A 16,805-nucleotide genomic window follows, 5' to 3' on the forward strand; every position below is an offset into this window, starting at 1 on the left:
CCCGGTCGCATCGTCGGGGGGACACCTTCGGTGGTCGGGTCGGCTTCGGTGTTCAGTTGCTCCCGTTGAGGTAGGCCAGCACCGCGAGCACGCGCCGATTCGTCTCGTCCGACGTGTCGATCGACAACTTCGCGAAGATGTTCGTGGTGTGCTTGCTCACCGCACCCTCCGAGACGAACAGCCGACCCGCGATGGCCGCGTTCGAACAACCCTCGGCCATCAGCTCCAGCACCTCACGCTCCCGCGGCGTCAGCTGCGCCAGCGGTTTGTCCCGCACGTTGCGGGCGAGCAGTTTCGAGATCACCTCGGGGTCCATCGCGGTGCCCCCCGCCGCGACCCGGCGGACCGCGTCCACGAACTCGTTCGTGTCGAACACTCGATCCTTGAGCAGGTAGCCGACCGCGCCGGTGCCGTCGGCGAGCAACTCGCGGGCGTACAACTGCTCGACGTACTGCGACAACACCAGGATCGGCAGCCCCGGAACGCGCCGACGGGCCTCCAGGGCGGCCTGGAGGCCCTCGTCGGTGAAGGTGGGCGGCAGCCGGACGTCGACGACCGCGACGTCCGGCTTGTGGTCCACCAGGGCCCGGAGCAATTCCGGACCGTTGTCCACGGCGGCGACGATCTCGAAGCCGTGGGCCTGGAGCAGGCGGACGAGCCCATCCCTCAGGAGGGCGAGGTCTTCCGCGAGGACAAGTCGCACGGCAGCTCCATGATCACAGTCGTCGGGCCGCCCACGGGGGAGTGCAGGGCGAGCGTTCCGTCGAATGTATCGAGTCGCCGCTCGATGCCGCGCAGACCCGTGCCCTTCGCCAGATCGGCACCGCCGACGCCGTCGTCGGTGACGGTGATCCGCAACTTGCCGTCCACGTAGGTCAGATCGATCTCGACGTGCTGTCCGCCGGAGTGCTTGGCCGCGTTGGTGAGCACCTCGGTGACCGCGAAGTAGGCCGCGGACTCCAGCGGGAGCTCCGGCCGGGCGGGCAGCGTGACGTTGACGTTGACGTCGAGCGGGCTCTCCAGGGCCACCGCGCGCACCGCGTCGCCCAGACCGCGGTCGGAGAGCACCGGCGGGTGGATGCCCCGGACCAGGTCGCGCAGTTCGTGCAGGGCCTTGGCGGAGGCCGCGCGGGTCTCGGCGAGCAGCGTGCGGGCCGCCTCCGGGTCGGTGCTCAGCAGCGCCTCCGCGGCGCCCAGGTTCATGCCCATCGCGACCAGGCGGGCCTGTGCGCCGTCGTGCAGGTCCCGCTCGATCCGGCGCAGTTCGGCCGCCGAGGCGTCCACGGCGTCGGTCCGGCTCTCGGTCAGGTGCTGCACCCGCAGCGCCAACTCGGCCTCCTTGGTGGGGGCGAGCAGGGACCGGTTCCACAGCGCGTTGACCCGGGCGAACCAGGGAGCCAGGGCCAGGCCGGCGATCATCTGGACCAGGCCCCACGGCACCGCGAGACCGGCCTGCTGCGAGCTGTCCACCTTGATGAACGTGTACCACTGCGGGTCGACGTGGCGGTAGGCCACCTCCCACAGGAAGGGCATCAGCGCGCCGTGCAGGCCGTTCACGATCAGCAACATCGGGAAGCAGGCGAGCAGCAGGCTCGACGGCAGGTACAGCAGCGCCCAGAGCAGGTCCCGCCAGGTCGCCCCCTCGGTGATCGTCTGCCGGGTGCGCTGCCACAACCCGGTCACGCCCTTGCCCTGCGGCAGCCGCCGGTAGGGCGTCGCGATCGGCACGCCGGCCCACGAGCGCATCGCGGTGCGGGTCAGGTTGGCGGTGGCGCGCAGCAGCAGTAGCAGGGGAAGGAAGAAGAGCAGGCCGACGCCGATCGGCACGAGTGCCAGGAACACGATGCAGGTGATGAACAACGCGAGGGTCGGTACGGAGAGGAAGACCAGGATGAACCCACGCCAGGCGGACAACAGCGCCCGACCGAGCCGCCAACCCGTCGCCGGTGGATCGGCGCTGTGCGGCGTGAGCGTGCTCATAGGGGTCCTCCCGTGGATGTTGCGTGCACTGCCGGTGGTGGCACCAGTGTGTCGGGCGACGACCGTGCAGGTCACTGGGGAGGCACCCCGCGCGGGGGTGGGGCTGGGCCCACCCCGCATACCGGTTGGCCGGCGTCGGCCGCCGCTCAGGAGGCGATGGTCGACAACAACCGGGCAAGTTCCTCGGGACGGGAGAACATCGGCCAGTGGCCGGTCGGCAGGCCGTGCACGCTCCGCTGCTCGGCCAGCGCGAACTCGGCCATGAACGGGTGCCCCTGCGCGATCATGGCCTCGACCTGCTCGGCCGGGAACAGACACGTGATCATGTGCGCGGGCACCTTGAGCCGGGCCGGGTCGCCGACCTGCTCCGCACTGGCGGCGACCGCGTACGGCTGTGCCACGGCGCGGGTGCGCAGCATCTCCAGGTCGGCGGAGCCGAGCCCGTCGAGCATCTCGGCTGCGCTCGTCGGATCCCAGGGGTAGGTGTATCGGCCGTCGCCGCGCTCGGCCACCTCGGCCTCGATCCGGGCGCGCTCGGCGGGCTCGGTCAGGTCCAGGAGCGAGACGCCCTCGGCCACCGGGCCGGAATCCACGTAGACGATCCGGGCGATGCGTTCCGGGATCCGACCCAGTGCCTCGTAGGCGGTGAACGCGCCGCCGGAGTGGGCGGCCAGGACCACGTCGGTGAGGCCGCGCGAGGTGATCTCCTCGACCAGGGCGTCGGTCTGTGTCGCGAGGTCGATTCCGGTGGCGTCGGCGGCCTCGTCGGCCAGCCCCGGGAGCGTCACCGCGAGCACGTCGTGTCCGGCGGCGCGCAGCGGTTCGACGACCCGATCCCACGCCCATGCGCCGAGCCAGTAGCCGGGAACGAGAACGATGTGCGCCATGGAGATGCTCCTCGTGATGATTCGTGTGCGTCCTTGCATGTGCGATCCTGGACCGGATACCTGACAGAACGCGACAGGTTTGCGCTCGGGTCGGGCCCGGGCCCGGCGGCGTGCCGGCGGGTCGCGCGCTCGCCGGTTGCGCCCGCGTCGGACCCGGCGGGCTCAGAGCCAGTTGCGGCGCTTGAAGACGACGTAGAGGACCACGCAGACCAGGACCATCAGGCCGACCGCGAAGGGGTAGCCGAGGGTCCAGTGCAGCTCGGGCATGTCGTCGAAGTTCATCCCGTAGACCGTGCCGATCAGGGTCGGCGCGAACAGGATGGCGGCGTACGCGGAGATCTTCTTGACCTCCTCGTTCTGCGCGTTGCTGGCCGCGGTGAGCTGTTTCATCTCCTCGTTCTGGGCCTGGGTCACCACGATCGCGTTGACCCGCATGATGCCTTCGAGCAGCTGGCGGAAGCCGGCCACGCGTTCCACGGCGATCGTCGCGTGGTCCTGGACGTCGCGCAGGTAGCGGCGCAGTTCCTGGTCCACGTGGTACTTGTCGAAGCCGGTGGACAGATCGGTGAGCATGAGCAGGAGCGGCCGGGTCGCGCGCTGGAACTCGATCACCTCGCGGGAGAGTTCGTAGATCCGCCGGGAGACGTTCGGGGCGCCGAGGAAGGCCTCCGCCTCGATCTCGTCGATGTCGTTCTGCAGACCGCCGACGACCGGGGCGTAGGCGTCCACGACGCTGTCCAGGATCGCGTACAGCACCGCCTCCGGGCCCTGGCGCAGGAGTTCGGGCCGGTCCTCGGCCCAGCGGCGGACCACGGAGAGGTCGGGGGACTCGGAGTGGCGCACGGTGACCACGAAGTTGGCGCCGAGGAAGACGTGCAGCTCGCCGAAGTCGACCTCCTCGACGTCGTCGAGGTAGCGGGCCGCGCGCAGCACCACGAACAGGGTTTCGCCGTAGCGTTCGAGCTTGGGGCGCTGGTGGGCCACGATCGCGTCCTCGATGGCCAGCGCGTGCAGGTCGAACTCGTCGGCCGCGGAGAGGAGTTGGCTCTCGGAGGGGCGGTAGAGCCCGATCCAGGCCATCGCGCCGGGGCGGGCGTGCAGTTCGCGGTAGGTGTCGGCGAGCGTGCTCGGCGAGGCGACCCGTGCCCCCTCCACGTAGATCGCCGCGTCGATCAGGCTGTGCTCGACGGGCGGCGGCTCCGGGGAGTCCGCCGCCCGCGGGTCCATCGAACGCTCGGGTGGTTCGGAGGGTTCGAGCGCACCGTGCCTGCGGGCGCGGAAGGGCAGACGCCGATCGGGCATGCGGGGCTCCGAGACACTGGGCGGCGAAGAGCACGGACGTGACGACGGGCCGGTCGCGCCGGAAAATCACAACCGACCCGACCATCGTATTGTCCATTTTTCCGCACAGATATTACGGATTCATGCCATATGGCGATTCGGTTGCCGGCAGCACCGCGGCCGGCAGCGCGGGGCGTTTGCCGACGCACCGCCCGGGACGTGCTCACGGCAGCTCGAACGGACCCTTGCCCATCTGCTGCCGGACGGTGACCACCGGCGGGTTGACCAGGCCGCGGCGCTGCCAGTTCGCGCCGTCCACGACCAGGGTGTGGCCGGAGATGAAGCGCGCGTAGGGCGAGGCCAGGAAGGTCGCGGCCCAGCCCAGCTCGCGCGGTCGGCCGACGCGCATCGCGGGCTGGCACGGATCCTTGTCGTGGGTGCCGGCCGGGTTGCCTTTGTCGGCCAGGTTTTCCTTGATGGCGGCGGTCATGTCCTCGTGCGGGAACAGGCCCGGGACCAGGCCGTTGACCTGGATCCCGTACGGGCCCCATTCGACGGCCAGCGTCTCGACCATGTTCTTCACGCCCGCCTTGGCCGCCGCGCTGTGGGCGAAGCCGGGGCCGCCGGTCCAGGCGTAGGACGCGCCGATGTTGACGATCGAACCGGGTGTGCCGGCCGCCAGGTGTCGGCGGGCGAACTCGCGGGCGCAGAAATAGGTGCCGTTGAGGGTGATGTCCACGACGGTGCGCCACGCGTTGGGGGACATCTCCTCGGCCGGCACCGGGAAGTTGGCCGCCGCGTTGTTGATCAGTACGTCCGGGAGCCCGAACGTGTCGACGGCCGCGTCGAAGGCCGCGGCGATCTCGGCGGGCTCGCGGATGTCGCAGGCCACGGTGCGCACCTTGGCGCCGGCCTCGGTCAGCGCCTCGCGGGCCGCCTCCAGGTGGTCCTCCTTGCGGCTGGCCACCACCAGGTTCGCGCCCAGTCGGGCGAACTCGATCGCGATCGCCTTGCCCAGGCCGGTGCCGCCGCCGGTGACGAACACCGTACGGTCCGCGTAGGTTCCGGCCGGCAGCGCGCCGGCGCCCAGGGCGGGCGGTTCGGGCAGGCCGATGATGCCGTCGGATGCCTCGGTCATGGGGTCAGCTCCCGGTGTAGTGGGCGGGCCGCCGTTCGGCGCGGGCGGCGCGGAACTCGGCGTAGTCGTCCGACTTGTTGACGAAGGTCTGCGCGATCAGTTCCTCAGCCATCGAGGTGCGTACGGCGGGTTCGGCGAGGTGGCCGAGCACGCGCCGGGCCATCTTGACGGTCACCGCCGGCGCGGCGGCGATCCGCTCGGCCATCTCGCGCACCTTGGCGTCCAGTTCGGCGGGCGGCACCACGCGCGAGACGATGCCGTGCGCGTACGCCTCGGCGGCGTGCATCGGGCGGCCGGTGAGCACCAGGTCGGCGGCCACCCCGGGCCCGCAGATCTGGTACAGCCGGGCCACGCCGCCGGTGTCCGGGATCACCCCGTGCGTGGTCTCGGGCAGCATGAACCGAGCCCCCTCGGCGGCCACCCGGATGTCGCACAACAGTGCACGCTGGAAGGACGCGCCGATCGACCAACCCTGGCAGGCCACCAGCACCGGCGCGTCCAACTCGAACAGCTGCTGCACGCCGCGATGTCCGCGCGTCATCAACTGATGGTGCGTCAATTCGACCCGGTGACCGCCGATCGAGGACACGTCGCGACCGGAGGAGAAGGACTTGCCCACCGCACGCCAGATCACCGCCCGAACCTCGGGGCGCTGCCTCAACTCGCCGAGGATCTGCCACAGGAGCTGATCCATCTCGTCGTCGAACGCGTTGTGCTTGTCCGGGTTGTTGTTGGTGATCGTCGCGATCGGTCCGTCGTAGTCGAGAAGCACCTTGTCCGCCATGACACCCTGGGATATCCCAACGCCGCACAGGAATCGAGACCCACGGCGCCGCAACGACCGCAAGCGGGCAAGATCACAGCCGGTCGCCCGGCCGGGCCGCGGCCGTCGGCCGGGTCGCGTCGGTGCCGTCGATCCGCGCGGTCACGGCGGCGTCGCGACGGTGTCACCGCCCGACGCAACGGCAGCGGCGCAGCCGCGTCGGCCGCTCGTGGTCACGGGTTGCGCTGGGTCAGTCCGTAGAAGTTGCCCTCGTTGTCGCGGAAGGTGGCCCACCAGCCCCATTCCTGCTGGGCGGGCTTGTCCGGGAAGTCGATGCCCCTGGCGACCAGTTCCCGGTAGGTGCTCTGCAGGTCGTCGCACGTGAACAACACGTTGTTGAGCGAGCCGACCTTCTCCATGTCGAAGCGGTGGCTGAACAGGATCAGCGTGATGCCGTCACCCGGGGCGCGGACCTCGATCCAGCGCGGGCTGCCGGCTTCGCCCATCGGCGTGTCCATGACCTCCTCGAAGCCCATCTTGTCGACCCAGAAGCGCTTCGCCGCGTCCTGGTCGCTGACGTTCAGTGAGACCTTTCCGACCTGCAACATGCGCACTCCCTCGGCAGGCGCCCCCGGCCCTCGGTGGCGCTACGACCGGTGTTCGACCGGCTCGCCGAACAGTGCCTCCTGGCTCACCGTCGCAAACAGCGCGCCCGCCGCGTCGAAGATCCGACCGTGCACCGTGCCGTGCGCGGCGTGCAGGGTGGTGCCCTCCTGGTCGTAGAGCCACCACCGGTCCGCGCGGAACGGGCGATGGAACCGAATCGCGTGGTCCAGGCTGGCCCGGGGGATCCAGCGCCGGCCCAGGGTCGCGGCATGCGGCAGTACCAGCGTGTCCAGGATGCTCAGGTCGGTCGCGTACGCGACGGCGCACGCGTGCAGCAGCGGGCGATCCGGCAGTTCGCCGTCGGCGCGACACCACAGCGCGTTGTGCGGCGGTCGCGCGGTGGACGTCTCGTCGGCCCAGGTCGGCGGCTCGACGAAGCGCAGGTCCACCGGGTTGCGCCGGACCAACTGCGGTCGGCGCAGCGGGCCGTTCAGTGCGTCCAGCCGCTGTGCGAGCGTGGGCAGCGTCGTCGGGTCGGGCACGGCGGGTGCGCTCGGCGCGTGGTCGAACGGTGTCTGGGGGCGGGTCACCCGGAAGGACGCGACCAGGTGCACGACGACCTTGTCCGTCTGGAGCACGTCGACCTGACGATGGCTCAGCGTCCGGCCCTGGAGGGTGCGGGTGACCCGGTAGGTCAGCGGCAGCGTGGCATCGGCCGGCCGCAGGAACGACGCGTGCAGGGAGTGCGGCACCCGGTCGCCGTCGACGGTGGCCCCGGCGGCGGCGAGCGCCTGCGCGACCAGCCAGCCACCGAAGACCCGAAAAGCGTCCGGATCAGGGCTTTTCCCCTCGAATAGATCGGACTTGAGTCGGGTCGGCTCAACTTCTTCGACGAATTGGGTGACGGCGCAGCTCATGGCTGCTAGTACAGCAAGGACAGCCGCGACGACGACAACGAGGGGCACGGTGGGGACGTGGCGTGGGGTGCGGTAAAGGTGCTGAAGGACCGCAACGCGGGGTTGTATCTGAGCGGCGTGGTGGTCTCCAGCTTCGGCAGCAGCGCGATGTCGCTCGTCGCCGGGGTCTGGGCCAAGACGCTGACCGGTTCGGACAGCGTGGCGGCGCTGATGGCGCTCGGGGTGTTCGCACCGACCCTGCTCGGCCCGCTGCTCGGCGCGGCCGCGGACCGATGGCCCGCCAGACGCATGCTCCTGTCCGTCAACCTGGCACTCGCCGCGCTGTTGACCCTCACCCTGACCGTGCACTCGGGCGATCAGGTGTGGATCCTGTTCGCGGTGATGTTCGGCTACGGCATCGGCTTCGTGCTCCTGGACGCCGCCGAGTCGACCGCGCTCACGGCCGGCGTCGCACCGGGCATCCTGGGCGATCTGAACGGGATGCGGCTCAGCGCCGCCGAGGGCATGAAGCTGATCGCCCCGCTGGCGGGCGCGGGGCTGTTCGCGTGGTCCGGCGGGCACACCGTCGCGCTGTTGGACGCGGGCACGTTCGTGCTCGCGGCCGGGGTCTTCGCGCTGATGCGCTTCGACCAACCGGTCAAGGCGAAGGCCGAGACCGGGTGGTGGGGGCAGGCCACGGCGGGCACGGGCTACCTGTGGGCGCATCGGCCGCTGCGCCGCCTGGTGTTCTCCGGCGGTTTGGCGATGCTGGTGTCCGGGCTCAGCGGTGGCGCGATCTACGCCGTGGTGGACCAAGGGCTCGGGCGCTCGCCTGCGTTCGTCGGCGTGCTGTACACCGCGCAGGGCGCCGGGTCGGTGGCGGTCGGGCTGTGCGCGGGCACCCTGATCCGCCGGTTCGGCGCACGCGGGTTCGCGGTGCTGGGCCTGGCGCTGTTCGCGGTCGGGGTGGGCCTGCGGGTGATCGAGTGGCTGCCCGTGGTCGTGGCCGGCAGCGTGGCGATCGGTTTCGGGCTGCCTGCGGTGCACGTGGCGACGATGACCGTATTGCAGCGGGAGACGCCGGGGCACCTGGTGGGCCGGGTCGCGGCGACCGCGGGGACGATCATGTTCGCGCCGACGGCGTTCGCCATCCTCGGCGTGGCGGGTCTGTTGGCGGTGCTGGACTACCGGATCATTCTGCTCGGCACGGCGGCCCTGGGCGGCGCGGTCGCGCTGTACTGCGCGGCGGGTCGCGGCGAGCGGGGGCCGGATCCGGATCCGGATCCGGAACCGGCGCCAGCGGACGATGCTCAGGATTCACGACATATGTGACGCACGCATGTCCTAGGTCGAAGGCGGCTTGCCACCTACGATGATCCGCATGTATGAAACGGCGGAAATCCCGGCTGAGCTGGTTGCCCTTCAGCGGGACCGCGACCACGCGGCCGACGTCGTCACGACGTTCGCGCGCGAGAACCCCGGGCGGCTGGACGCCGAACTGACCCGTCAGTGGTCGGCGGCGGTTCGGGCGGAACGCAATGCCATACGCGCACTGCACGCACACCCGATGATGGTGCTCGGACCGAACCGGTTCAAGATCATGCGTGCGCTGCGTGCCGCCGCCAAGCTGACCTGACGACGGCCCGGCCCGAACAGGGGCAAGAGAGCGCCGGACCGGACCGTCGAAGGACGTAGGTTACGCCGCCGCACCGACATCCGGCGCCGACGCCGCGGATCCGTCCGGCTTCGGCGGCCGGCGTCGGTGCCGCGTGCTCATGCCGTCAGGCTCCGCTCGAACCGCATCCGATCCGCGCCGGGACCGTCCAGATTCGCGACCGGGCCGTGCACGGTGAAGCCCATCGCGGTGTGAAAACGGATCGAGCCGGTGTTGACCGGGCCGGTGATCGCGCGCACGAGAGTGCGGCCGTCCGCGCGGGCGAGCGCGAAGAAGCGCTCGTACAACTGCCGCGCCAGTCCGGAGCGGCGCAGGTCGGGTCGGACGCCGGCGAAGTGGATGTACGCCTGCTCCCGGTGAGCGGGCGAGAGCAGCCCGATCAGGAAGCCGCCGAGCCCGGCGTCGTCCTCGGCGACCAGGCTGGTCGGGTGGAAGTGGTCGAGGAACAGGCGCGGCAACATGCCGGTCATCGGCCGACCCCACCACTCATCCAGGACCGCGACGATGGCGTCGTAGTCGTCGGCGCGAGCGGTGCGGATCGGCGGTGCGGTCATGCGGTGGCGCTCCCGGGGCAGAAGGTCCGACGGTAGTTCTGCGGCGTGGTGCCGCGACGGCGCAGGAAGTGGTGGCGCAGCGTCGCCGCGCTGCCGAAGCCCGAGCGCTCGGCGACGGTGTCGATCGGCAGGTCGGTCTCCTCCAACAGTTCCTGGGCGAGCAACACGCGCTGCGCGGTGAGCCATTCGTAGGGTGTGGTGCCGGTCTCCTGCTGGAACCGGCGGGCGAACGTACGCGGCGACATCAGCGCGTGCTCGGCCATCTGATCGACCGTCACCTCCCGGGCCAGCCGCTGCTCCATCCACGCGAGGGTGGCCTGGAGCGGGCTCCCGGAGCGCTCGGGCAGCGGTCGGGCGATGTATTGCGCCTGGCCGCCCTCGCGGTGCGGCGGCACGACCATGCGGCGGGCGATCGCGTTGGCCACGCGGGAGCCGTCCTCCAGCCGGACCAGGTGCAGGCACGCGTCGATGCCGGCGGCGGTGCCGGCGCTGGTGATCACCCGCCGGTCCTCGACGTAGAGCACGTCCGGTTCGACGACGGCCTTCGGGTACAGGCGGGCGAGGCGGTCCGTGTACTTCCAGTGCGACGTGCAGCGCCGGTCGTCGAGCAGGCCGGCCCGGGCCAGCGTGAAGGCACCCGTGCAGACGCTCATGATCCATGCGCCTCGGGCCTCGGCGGCCCGCAGCGCGTCCAGGAGCAGCGGATCCGGCGCCGCGTGCTCGTCGTGCTCGGCGGACGCGGGAACCGCGACCAGGTCCGCCTGCGCGACCCGGTCGAGGCCGTGCTCGACGTATACGTCGTAGCCGGCCTTGGCGCGGACCCGGCCGGGGGTGACCGCGCATACCGCGAAGTCGTAGACCGGACACCCCTCCTCGCTCCGGTCGATGCCGAACACCTCGCACAGCACCCCGAGTTCGAAGGGCGCGACCCCGTCCTGAACGATCACGACCACGTTGCGCAGCATGCGTACAGCATGCCGGCAGTTCGGCCGAGATGGCAGGATGTTGTGCACATCAGGCAGTCCTGCCACTCGATGTATGTGCAAGCATCGGGCAGTCTTGAGGCATGACAGTTCTGGCGGTTTTCCTGGTGGTCACGATGGTTCTCGGTGGTCTGTCGGTGCTGGGCCGATCGGCCGACACGCGCGATCGGGACAAGTCCCGGTCGTGGCACCACTGAATGGCGGGCAGGCCCGACGGCGCTCCGGGCGGCGGGCGCCACGGGTGAACGACGATGCGAGGGAGCGACGATACGGGGAGCGAGGATACGGCGGAACGACCGCGCGCCCGGCCCAAGGGACATGGGCCGGGCGCGCGGTGTGTTCCGGATCGGCCGGGAGGGCCGGCCGGGCGGAGCGCTTGATCAGTTGCGGCGCTTGAGTGCCCGCCAGACGAAGAAGATGATGATCGCGAGGATGATGATGCCGATAACCCCGAAGATGAACTTGCCGGCCTTCTTGAAGAAGCTCTTCTTCTTCTTTTTCTTGGTCTTCTTGGTCGGGTGACTCTGCTGCGCGGCGGCCCGGTGCGACGTGGTCTGCGCCGAGGTGTCCGCGGCCGTCTGCACGCCGGCCGGGGTGAGCGCGGTCGATACTGTCGCGGACGAGACCTGGCGGACCTGCGCCTGGGCCGGCGCGGGCGCGGCCTGCGCGGGCACGGCGGTCAACACGGCCGCGAACACCGCGAGCAGGATCGGACCGGCGAGACGCCGAAGAACACGATGAACCATCTGACAAGCCCCCATTTCAACCCGCGGAACACGCGCCTCGCGGAGTCGCCATGGCCCCGTGGTGGGCCGACGGCGGCGCGAATCTACCCGACATGCCAGGTCTCACGTGCCGAAAAGGGTCAAGATTTGGTTCCGAGCCGACCCATGCGACACGTGTCAACGATCATTCCGCTACGCTGACGATTCATCAGGTTGTGGCAGCCCGGTCGCCGGTGAGGGGTGACCGGGCTTCCCAATCGGCGCGCCCGTGAACATCCGGCCGCGCTGCGGGCCCTTGTCCGCCAATGGAGTTCCACATCACGTGAACCTCTCGCCGTCGGCGATGATTTCGCTGGCCCTGGCGGTCATGATGCGCGCGTGGAGTCCGGTGCCGGTGCTCCGGCAGACGATGCTCGGGTGTGTGGGCGGCGGTTGCTTCCTGGTGGGGCCGGCGGAGTTTCTGCCGCCGACCCCCGCAGGTGGGTCAGCCGGCGACGACTGCGCGGAGGCTTTCCTTGAGGCTGCCCATGGTGGCCAGGACGGCGGTGGGTTCGTAGCCGCAGTGCGCCATGCAGTTGTCGCAGCGCGGGTCCTTGCCGCGGCCGTAGTTCTCCCACTCGGTGTCGGTGAGCAACTCCTTGTAGCTCTGCACGTAGCCGTCGCCCATCAGGTAGCAGGGCTGCTGCCAGCCGAGCAACGAGTAGGACGGGATGGCCCACGGCGTGCACTCGAAGTCGCGCTTGCCCTCCAGGAAGTCGAGGAAGAGCGCGGAGTGGTTGAGCCGCCACTTCTTGCGGTTGCCGCCGGCGAAGGCGGATGCGAACAGCTTTCGGGTCTGCTCGACGCCGAGGAAGCGGTTCTGTACCGGGGCCTTCTCGTAGGCGTAGGCCGGGGAGATCTGGATCCGGTCGACCTTGAGATCGTCGTTGAGGAAGTTCAGCACGTCCACGATGCTCTCGGGGGAGTCCGTGTTGAAGAACGTGCTGTTCGTGTAGACCTGGAATCCGGCGGCCTTGGCCATCTTGACGGCGGCCACGGCCTCGTCGAAGACGCCTTCCTTGTCCACCGCCTGGTCGTGCTTCTCGCGCAGGCCGTCGATGTGCACCATCCACGCGAAGTTCTTGTTCGGCTTGAACTTGTGCAGGTGCTTGGGCAGCAGCACGGCGTTGGTGCAGATGATCACGAACTTCTTGCGCTTGAGCAGTTCCTCGACGATCAGGTCGATCTGCTTGTGCATCAGCGGCTCACCGCCGGCCAGCGACACCATCGGCGCGCCACACTCCTCGACGGCCGCCACGGCCTGCTCGACCGACATGCGCTTGCGCAACACGTCGTGCGGCTGCTGGATCTTGCCGCACCCACCGCACTTGAGGTTGCAGGCGAACAGCGGCTCGACCTCCACGATCATCGCGAACTTGTCGACCCGCTTGATCTTCTGCTTGACCAGGTGAGTGCCGATTTTCACAGCCAGGTTCAGCGGCAGGCCCATGACCGTCGCGTCCTCTCTATCCCCGAACCCGGGGGCGTCGGCGTCCGCTGAAACTCGACTCGGCGTGGCGTCGTTGCCCGGGTGTGCCCGATGATGACAACATCTTCAACATACAGGCTGTACGTCACGTGGGGGTTGTATGGCGGTCACGCGTCGGGCACAACATGTGGCGGACACCCGAGCGGCCCTGCTGGCCGCCGCGCGTGAGCTGTTCGCGACGCAGGGGTACGCGCAGACCGGCACCGAGGAGATCGTGGCCGGGGCCCGGGTGACCCGGGGTGCGCTGTACCACCACTTCAAGGACAAGGCCGATCTGTTTCGCGCGGTCATGGAGACCGTCGCGACGGAGGCGGCCGAGGCGCTGGTCGCCCACGAGATGCGTCATGCCCAGGACCACCCCAGCGAACCGTGGGATCAGCTGCGACACGGATTCCAGTCGTTCCTGGACGTGTGCACGACCGGGGACTTTCAGCGGATCGTGCTGGTGGACGGTCCGGCGGTGCTCGGGCCCGGGTCGTGGGACGCGCTCGTGGACGAGCACGGTCACGGGTTGTTGGCCGCGTGGTTGCGGCAGGCGATGGACAACGGCGAGATCGACGAATTGCCGGTGCCGCCGCTGGCCCGGCTGCTGGCCTCGCTGATCTCGGAGGCGAGCATGTACACCGCGCGAGCCGCCGACCCCGCGAATGCCCGGGCCGAGGTGGGCCGGGTCATCGACCGGGTGCTGGCCGGGCTGCGCAAGAGCTGACCGCCGCTCCGGGGTTGATCGGCGGTCGATCGGCGGGCGGGCCCGGCGGCGGGCTCATCGGGCGGCGAGCACCGCGGACATCACGGCCTTGGCGATCGGGGCGGCGAGGCCGCCGCCGGTGATGTCGGCGCGGTCGGCCGAGCCGTCCTCGACCACGACGGCGACCGCCACGGCGGGTTTGGCGGCGGCGTCGGCCTTGGCGTAGGCGATGAACCACGCGTAGGGCACGGCGCGGTTGTTCTCGCCGTGCTGGGCGGTACCGGTCTTGCCGCCGACGACGGCGCCGTCGATCCGCCCGTTGCCGCCGGTGCCGGTGGTGACCGCGTCCTCCATCATCTTCTGCAGTCGGCGTGCCACCGGCGGGGAGACCGCCCGGGCCAGGGTCTCGCGGCCGGTGGTGTGCACGGTGCTGCCGTCGCTGCGGGTGAGCCGCTCGACCAGGTACGGCCGCATCACCTCGCCGTCGTTGGCCACGCCGGCGGCGACCATCGCCATCTGGAGCGGGGTGGCCCGCGTGTCGAACTGGCCGATCGAGGACAGCGCGGTCTGCGGGCGATCCGGATGTCCGGGGAACACGCTCTCGGTGACCGCGACCGGGATCCGCAGCTTGGGGTCGTCGAAACCGAACGCCTTGGCCTGCCGGCGCATCACATCGGCGCCCATGTCGACCCCGAGCTTGGCGAACACGGTGTTGCAGGACATCGCCAGCGCGTAACGCAGGGATGCGTCGCGGCAGCCGGAGACCTCGTTGCCGAGCCGGGTGGTCGACTCGGGCAGCGGATAGGGGTCGGGCGAGGTGGTCGGCTCGTCCGGGTCGGTGACCGTGCCGGAGGCGAGCGCCGCCGCGGCGGTGACCACCTTGAAGGTGGAGCCCGGGGGATAGGTCTCGCGCAGCGCACGATTGAGCATCGGTCGGTCGGGGTCGGCGTCCAGCGCCGTCCATGCCGCCCGGGTCGCCTTGTTGGCACCGGCCAGCCTGCCCGGGTCGTAGGACGGCGTGCTCACCAGGGCCAGGATCGCGCCGGTGGCGGGGTCGAGCGCGGCCACCGCGCCCTTGTTGCCGGTGCTCGCCAGACCGGCGAACGCGGCCTGCTGGGCGGCGGGCAGGATCGTGGTGGCCACGTTGCCGGCGGGGCTGCGCCTGCGGGTGATCGCGGTGACCACCGGCCATGCGCCCAGGCGTGGATCGGTGCCCGCCAGGAGGTCGTCCTCGACGCCTTCGAGTAGCGAGGCGCCGTAGAGCTGAGAGGCGTAGCCGGTGACCGGGGCGTAGAGCGGGCCGTCGGTGTAGCTGCGGCCGTAGGCCAGGTCGGAGGACGTGGCGGTGTGCGGTGAACCGGTGACCGCCCGGCCGGCCACCAGGATGTCGCCGCGCGCCTGCTGGTAACGCACGATCTGCGGACGGCGGTTGCCCGCCATGTGGTCGTAGGCGTCGGCCTTGTGCGCCATGAGCCAGGTGGCGTTGCCCAGCAGCGCCAGGAGCAGCAGCAGACAGAATCCGGCGGCTCGCCGGGCGGTGACGATCACGCGGGCACCTCCTCGGGTACCGGGCTGGGTTCCTCGATCGGCGCGGGTGGCCGGCGGCCCCGGTCGCTGACCTTCATCAGCAATGCGATCAGTGCCCAGTTGGTGACCACGGACGAGCCGCCCTGGGCGAGGAAGGGCATGGTCATGCCGGTGAGCGGGATCAGCGCGGTCACCCCGCCCGCGACCACGAACACCTGGATCGCCAGCACGGCGGAGAGCCCGTAGGCGAGCAGCGAGCCGAACGGGTCCGGCGCGGTCAGGCCGGCCCGGAAGCCGCGCGCGACCAGGAGGGCGTAGAGCACGAACAGCGCGGCGATGCCGGTCAGTCCGAGCTCCTCGCCGACGGTGGCCAGGACGAAGTCGCTCTTGGCGGCGAAGCCGACCAGGATCGAGTGCCCCAGGCCGAGGCCGGCGCCGAGCAGGCCGCCGGCCGCGAAACAGAACAGCGACTGGGCCAGTTGGCCCGGGCCGAGTCCTGCGTGGATGCTCGCGAACGGGTCCAGCCAGTTCTGCACCCGGTTGTGCACGTGGGGTTCGGCGGAGCCGACCACGAACGCGCCGAGTGCGATCAGGATCAGGCCGACCAGGATCCAGCTGATGCGCGCGGTCGCGACATAGAGCATCACCACGAATGCGCCGAAGTAGAGCAGGGACGTGCCCAGATCGCGTTCCAGGACCAGGATGCCGACCGAGGCCAGCCACACCGCGACGACCGGGCCCAGGTCGCGGCCGCGCGGCAGGTTCACGCCGCAGAACCGGCGGCCGATCATCATCAGCGTCTCGCGCGTGGTGGCGAGGTAGGACGCGAAGAAGACGACCAGGATGATCTTGGCGAACTCGCCGGGTTGCAGCGAGAAGGGACCGAGCCGGATCCACACCTTGGCGCCGTTGATGGCCGGGAAGAAGACCGGGACGATCATCAGGAACAGGGCCACGGCCGCCGCCAGGTATGCGTACTTGCCCAGGGTGCGGTGATCGCGCACGGCGATCATCACCACCGCGAACAGGATCACCCCGATGGCCGACCACATCAGTTGCGAGGGCGCGGCCTGCACCTTCGGCGTCTCCAGGTCGAGTCGGTAGATCAGCACCAGCCCCAGGCCGTTGAGCAGTGCGGCGATCGGCAGCAGCACCGGGTCGGCATACGGCGCGAAGCGGCGCACCAGGAGGTGGGCGACCAGCACGAGAAAGCCGAGCCCGAGCCCGTATCGCGCGGTATCCGGTGGAATCGAGCCGTCCTTGGCCAGGCCGACGTTCGCGTAGGCGAGGACGGGGACCAGGACTGCGAAGACGAGCAGCAGGAGTTCGGTGTTGCGCCGGGTGGGCGGCCGGGGTTCCCCTGCCGTCGTCGCGCGCCGCCGCCATCTGGACATGCGCTCTGGAATGCCCACAAGTGACCCTGGGTAACCGGAGGGTCGCGCTTCGACCTGCCCGAGCCGTTGGGGCCCGGGAAGCCCGTCACCGTGCCGGAGGCGACCTCGAAGTCGAGGTCGTCGACGGCGAGCACCTCGCCGTAACGCTTCGTCAGGTTGCGGATGCGGATCATCTGCTGT

The 16,805-nt window shown here is 70.2% G+C and carries 17 protein-coding genes; 3 read left to right on the top strand and 14 right to left on the bottom strand.

The genetic code is table 11. The features are described 5' to 3' along the window. Nucleotides 1–52: 52 nt before the first annotated feature. The 8 genes from ACZOOI_RS27920 to ACZOOI_RS27955 form a co-directional block, all read right to left on the bottom strand. Nucleotides 53–703, bottom strand: a complete 651-nt coding sequence (locus ACZOOI_RS27920; RefSeq protein WP_465278415.1) for a LuxR C-terminal-related transcriptional regulator — start codon at nucleotides 701–703, stop codon at nucleotides 53–55. Beyond that, nucleotides 667–1,980 carry a sensor histidine kinase gene (locus ACZOOI_RS27925; RefSeq protein WP_465278416.1) on the bottom strand — a complete coding sequence of 438 codons (1,314 nt, stop codon included), beginning with the start codon at nucleotides 1,978–1,980 and terminating at the stop codon, nucleotides 667–669. Before ACZOOI_RS27925 ends, ACZOOI_RS27920 begins: the two co-directional genes overlap by 37 nt. A gap of 146 nt (nucleotides 1,981–2,126) precedes the next feature. Then, complete coding sequence (locus tag ACZOOI_RS27930; RefSeq protein WP_465278417.1) at nucleotides 2,127–2,867, bottom strand: alpha/beta fold hydrolase; 741 nt, start codon at nucleotides 2,865–2,867, stop codon at nucleotides 2,127–2,129. Between the two features lie 162 nt (nucleotides 2,868–3,029). Further along, a complete protein-coding gene (locus tag ACZOOI_RS27935) occupies nucleotides 3,030–4,169 on the bottom strand; it encodes a magnesium and cobalt transport protein CorA (protein ID WP_465278418.1) in 1,140 nt (379 codons plus the stop codon). Between the two features lie 202 nt (nucleotides 4,170–4,371). After that, nucleotides 4,372–5,286: an SDR family oxidoreductase gene (locus ACZOOI_RS27940; protein WP_465278419.1), complete on the bottom strand. Its 915-nt coding sequence runs from the start codon at nucleotides 5,284–5,286 to the stop codon at nucleotides 4,372–4,374. A 4-nt stretch (nucleotides 5,287–5,290) separates the two neighbouring features. Beyond that, on the bottom strand, nucleotides 5,291–6,070 hold the full coding sequence (locus ACZOOI_RS27945; protein ID WP_465278420.1) for an enoyl-CoA hydratase/isomerase family protein: 780 nt from the start codon (nucleotides 6,068–6,070) through the stop codon (nucleotides 5,291–5,293). Between the two features lie 212 nt (nucleotides 6,071–6,282). Then, nucleotides 6,283–6,657 (bottom strand): VOC family protein, encoded by a 375-nt coding sequence (locus ACZOOI_RS27950; RefSeq protein ID WP_040876040.1) that lies wholly within the window; start codon nucleotides 6,655–6,657, stop codon nucleotides 6,283–6,285. Nucleotides 6,658–6,696: 39 nt separating this feature from the next. After that, nucleotides 6,697–7,572, bottom strand: coding sequence for an acyl-CoA thioesterase (locus ACZOOI_RS27955; RefSeq protein ID WP_465278421.1), 876 nt, complete (start codon nucleotides 7,570–7,572; stop codon nucleotides 6,697–6,699). A gap of 57 nt (nucleotides 7,573–7,629) precedes the next feature. Here ACZOOI_RS27955 and ACZOOI_RS27960 point away from each other — a divergent pair, with 57 nt between their 5' ends. Both ACZOOI_RS27960 and ACZOOI_RS27965 read left to right on the top strand, forming a co-directional pair. After that, a complete protein-coding gene (locus ACZOOI_RS27960) occupies nucleotides 7,630–8,883 on the top strand; it encodes an MFS transporter (protein ID WP_465278422.1) in 1,254 nt (417 codons plus the stop codon). Nucleotides 8,884–8,932: 49 nt separating this feature from the next. Continuing rightward, a complete protein-coding gene (locus tag ACZOOI_RS27965; protein WP_391582165.1) occupies nucleotides 8,933–9,187 on the top strand; it encodes a hypothetical protein in 255 nt (84 codons plus the stop codon). A gap of 137 nt (nucleotides 9,188–9,324) precedes the next feature. Here the strand turns inward: ACZOOI_RS27965 and ACZOOI_RS27970 are convergent, their stop codons facing one another. The 4 genes from ACZOOI_RS27970 to hpnH all read right to left on the bottom strand — a co-directional run bounded on the left by ACZOOI_RS27970 (nucleotide 9,325) and on the right by hpnH (nucleotide 12,977). Further along, on the bottom strand, nucleotides 9,325–9,780 hold the full coding sequence (locus ACZOOI_RS27970) for a GNAT family N-acetyltransferase (RefSeq protein ID WP_465278423.1): 456 nt from the start codon (nucleotides 9,778–9,780) through the stop codon (nucleotides 9,325–9,327). Next, on the bottom strand, nucleotides 9,777–10,745 hold the full coding sequence (locus ACZOOI_RS27975) for a helix-turn-helix domain-containing protein (RefSeq protein ID WP_465278424.1): 969 nt from the start codon (nucleotides 10,743–10,745) through the stop codon (nucleotides 9,777–9,779). Before ACZOOI_RS27975 ends, ACZOOI_RS27970 begins: the two co-directional genes overlap by 4 nt. Before the next feature lie 398 nt (nucleotides 10,746–11,143). Continuing rightward, nucleotides 11,144–11,509, bottom strand: a complete 366-nt coding sequence (locus tag ACZOOI_RS27980; protein WP_465278425.1) for a hypothetical protein — start codon at nucleotides 11,507–11,509, stop codon at nucleotides 11,144–11,146. A 463-nt stretch (nucleotides 11,510–11,972) separates the two neighbouring features. Next, nucleotides 11,973–12,977: an adenosyl-hopene transferase HpnH gene (hpnH, locus tag ACZOOI_RS27985; protein WP_360316710.1), complete on the bottom strand. Its 1,005-nt coding sequence runs from the start codon at nucleotides 12,975–12,977 to the stop codon at nucleotides 11,973–11,975. A gap of 139 nt (nucleotides 12,978–13,116) precedes the next feature. Here hpnH and ACZOOI_RS27990 point away from each other — a divergent pair, with 139 nt between their 5' ends. After that, the gene (locus ACZOOI_RS27990; RefSeq protein WP_465278426.1) at nucleotides 13,117–13,725 is read left to right on the top strand and encodes a TetR/AcrR family transcriptional regulator; all 609 of its coding nucleotides are present in this window, start codon (nucleotides 13,117–13,119) and stop codon (nucleotides 13,723–13,725) included. 54 nt (nucleotides 13,726–13,779) lie between these two features. Here the strand turns inward: ACZOOI_RS27990 and ACZOOI_RS27995 are convergent, their stop codons facing one another. Together ACZOOI_RS27995 and ACZOOI_RS28000 are read right to left on the bottom strand one after the other, a co-directional pair. Then, nucleotides 13,780–15,252: a penicillin-binding transpeptidase domain-containing protein gene (locus tag ACZOOI_RS27995; protein WP_465278427.1), complete on the bottom strand. Its 1,473-nt coding sequence runs from the start codon at nucleotides 15,250–15,252 to the stop codon at nucleotides 13,780–13,782. Beyond that, nucleotides 15,249–16,625 (bottom strand): FtsW/RodA/SpoVE family cell cycle protein, encoded by a 1,377-nt coding sequence (locus ACZOOI_RS28000; protein WP_465278428.1) that lies wholly within the window; start codon nucleotides 16,623–16,625, stop codon nucleotides 15,249–15,251. The genes ACZOOI_RS27995 and ACZOOI_RS28000 overlap by 4 nt, the downstream gene beginning before the upstream one ends. Nucleotides 16,626–16,805 lie beyond the last annotated feature (180 nt).

This window comes from Embleya sp. L77 (assembly GCF_055557415.1).

Bases quoted from the DNA above. Each gene is read 5' to 3' on its own strand.
- ACZOOI_RS27930 (WP_465278417.1), bottom strand. From the start codon at position 2,867: ATGGCGCACATCGTTCTCGTTCCCGGCTACTGGCTCGGCGCATGGGCG.
- ACZOOI_RS27980 (WP_465278425.1), bottom strand. From the start codon at position 11,509: ATGGTTCATCGTGTTCTTCGGCGTCTCGCCGGTCCGATCCTGCTCGCG.
- ACZOOI_RS28000 (WP_465278428.1), bottom strand. From the start codon at position 16,625: ATGTCCAGATGGCGGCGGCGCGCGACGACGGCAGGGGAACCCCGGCCG.
- ACZOOI_RS27955 (WP_465278421.1), bottom strand. From the start codon at position 7,572: ATGAGCTGCGCCGTCACCCAATTCGTCGAAGAAGTTGAGCCGACCCGA.
- ACZOOI_RS27925 (WP_465278416.1), bottom strand. From the start codon at position 1,980: ATGAGCACGCTCACGCCGCACAGCGCCGATCCACCGGCGACGGGTTGG.
- ACZOOI_RS27940 (WP_465278419.1), bottom strand. From the start codon at position 5,286: ATGACCGAGGCATCCGACGGCATCATCGGCCTGCCCGAACCGCCCGCC.
- ACZOOI_RS27965 (WP_391582165.1), top strand. From the start codon at position 8,933: ATGTATGAAACGGCGGAAATCCCGGCTGAGCTGGTTGCCCTTCAGCGG.
- ACZOOI_RS27945 (WP_465278420.1), bottom strand. From the start codon at position 6,070: ATGGCGGACAAGGTGCTTCTCGACTACGACGGACCGATCGCGACGATC.
- ACZOOI_RS27935 (WP_465278418.1), bottom strand. From the start codon at position 4,169: ATGCCCGATCGGCGTCTGCCCTTCCGCGCCCGCAGGCACGGTGCGCTC.
- ACZOOI_RS27970 (WP_465278423.1), bottom strand. From the start codon at position 9,780: ATGACCGCACCGCCGATCCGCACCGCTCGCGCCGACGACTACGACGCC.
- hpnH (WP_360316710.1), bottom strand. From the start codon at position 12,977: ATGGGCCTGCCGCTGAACCTGGCTGTGAAAATCGGCACTCACCTGGTC.
- ACZOOI_RS27990 (WP_465278426.1), top strand. From the start codon at position 13,117: ATGGCGGTCACGCGTCGGGCACAACATGTGGCGGACACCCGAGCGGCC.
- ACZOOI_RS27950 (WP_040876040.1), bottom strand. From the start codon at position 6,657: ATGTTGCAGGTCGGAAAGGTCTCACTGAACGTCAGCGACCAGGACGCG.
- ACZOOI_RS27975 (WP_465278424.1), bottom strand. From the start codon at position 10,745: ATGCTGCGCAACGTGGTCGTGATCGTTCAGGACGGGGTCGCGCCCTTC.